Origin of the sequence: Microbispora siamensis (assembly GCF_016863095.1) — a bacterium.
GTDB classification, from domain to species: domain Bacteria; phylum Actinomycetota; class Actinomycetes; order Streptosporangiales; family Streptosporangiaceae; genus Microbispora; species Microbispora siamensis.
In genome coordinates, this window is sequence record NZ_BOOF01000113.1 from 1 (window position 1) to 1,730 (window position 1,730).

General features: G+C 66.8%; 2 protein-coding genes. Both read left to right on the forward strand.

Annotation, left to right across the window (positions count from 1 at the left end):
- Nucleotides 1–290: nucleotide disphospho-sugar-binding domain-containing protein (locus Msi02_RS42690; RefSeq protein WP_275414239.1), on the forward strand; the 290-nt coding region annotated here is incomplete at its 5' end.
- A gap of 269 nt (nucleotides 291–559) precedes the next feature.
- On the forward strand, nucleotides 560–1,730 hold a 1,171-nt coding region (locus Msi02_RS42695), incomplete at its 3' end, for a nitrate- and nitrite sensing domain-containing protein (protein ID WP_204053400.1).

Below are 1,730 nucleotides of genomic sequence, written 5' to 3' on the forward strand. Positions count from 1 at the left end.
CCCATGGCGGGAACAACACGACGACGGAAGCTGTGCATTTCGGTAAGCCGATGGTCGTGCTTCCGTTGTTCTGGGATCAGTACGACAACGCGCAGCGGGTGCAGGAGATGGGGTTCGGTGTCCGGTTGGACACCTACGGGTTCGCGGATGAGGAGTTGGTCGAAGCGATCGACCGGCTGCTCGGCGACGACGAGTTGCGGGCCCGGGTAGAGGATGCGGGGCGGGAGATCCGCCGGAGGGACGGCCTGCGTCTGGCCGCGGACGTCATCGAGAAGATCGCCGCCAAGTGAGGTGTCCTTTACCGCCATTTCTGGCCGTATTTAGGACGCATTTCACCAAAATGTACTATTCGCCGATCTGGTAATGGTGTGCTCCAATTGCCATCGCTTCGTGAAGTCTCTGACAGCACGTGGGTCACGGAAGCCACAGATCGGCAGAACGGCAACAAGGCCGAGAGGTTGCGAAAGCAGTGAGGACGCACGACCAGCAAGATGGTCGAGTTCAGGGAGAGCCGGAGTCCGCGGCTCCGGAGGTCTCGCCGCGTGCGGGCGCCTCGTTTATGCGGCTGGGCAACTGGCGGGTGCGCTCCCGGCTGGTCGCCCTGATCCTGCTGCCGACCGTGGTCGGCGTGCTGTTCGCCGGTGTCCAGCTCACCCAGGCGATCGGTACGGCGTCCGAGTACCGGCGCCTGACCGAGGTGGCCGGCCTCGTCGCCGAGCTCGACGACCTCACGCACAAGGTCGCACGTGAGCGGAACTACACGGCCTGGTACATCGCGGACCACCGCCGGCCGTCCAGGCGCGGCACGGTCACCGCGCAGCAGAGCCAGGTCGACGCGGCCAGCGGCAAGGTGCTGGCCTCGCTGGCCGCCCTCGACGCGTCCCAGCCGCTGCGCGTCCGCACCCAGGCGGCCGAGGTCAGAAGATGGCTCCAGGGCCTCAAGGGTCTCCGGAAGCTGATCGATGACAGCGAGGTGGCGCCGCGAGCCGCGCTCGGCATGTACACCCGAATGATCGCGGCCCTCTCGTCGCTGCACGAGGACGTGGGGACCACCAGCAACGACGAACGACTCTTCGCCGACAGTCTCGCGCTCGACGCTCTGAACAAGGCGAAGGAGGAGCAGTCCAGACAGCAGGGCATCCTCACGGTCGCGCTCGTCGAAGGCAAGCTCGACTACGACGACCTCGCGGACTTCCTCGGATCCGGGAAGACCCAGGACACCCAGCTCGCCAGCTTCCAGGCCGAGGCGTCTGCTTCCGACGCCCAGTTCTACAAGCAGACAGTGCGCGGCCTGCAGGTCGAGAAGGCGGACTCCCTGCGAGCCGGGGCGCTGGCCCAGCTGCGCGAGTACCGGGCGATCCGGGACCTCGACCGGACCAACCCGGGCAACGACGTCCGTCTGTGGTTCGACACCACGGGCACGGAGATCGACCGGATGCGGAAGGTCGAGGAGCGGATCGCCGGTTCCGTGGTCGCTCAGGCTCAGGCACTGGAGGCGGCCGAGCGGCAACGGGCCATCGTCTCCGGTGTCGCCATCGTGGCGCTGCTGGTCGTGGTCCTCCTGGTCACCGCAGTCGTCGCGAGCTCCCTCACCCGGCCCCTGCGGCGCCTGCGTAGCGAGGCGCTGGAGATCGCCGGTCACCGGCTGCCGGACACCGTCCAGCGGTTGCGCGATTCCGGCGAGATGTCGGAAATGACCAATATCCAACCCATCGGTGTCACGTCGAAGG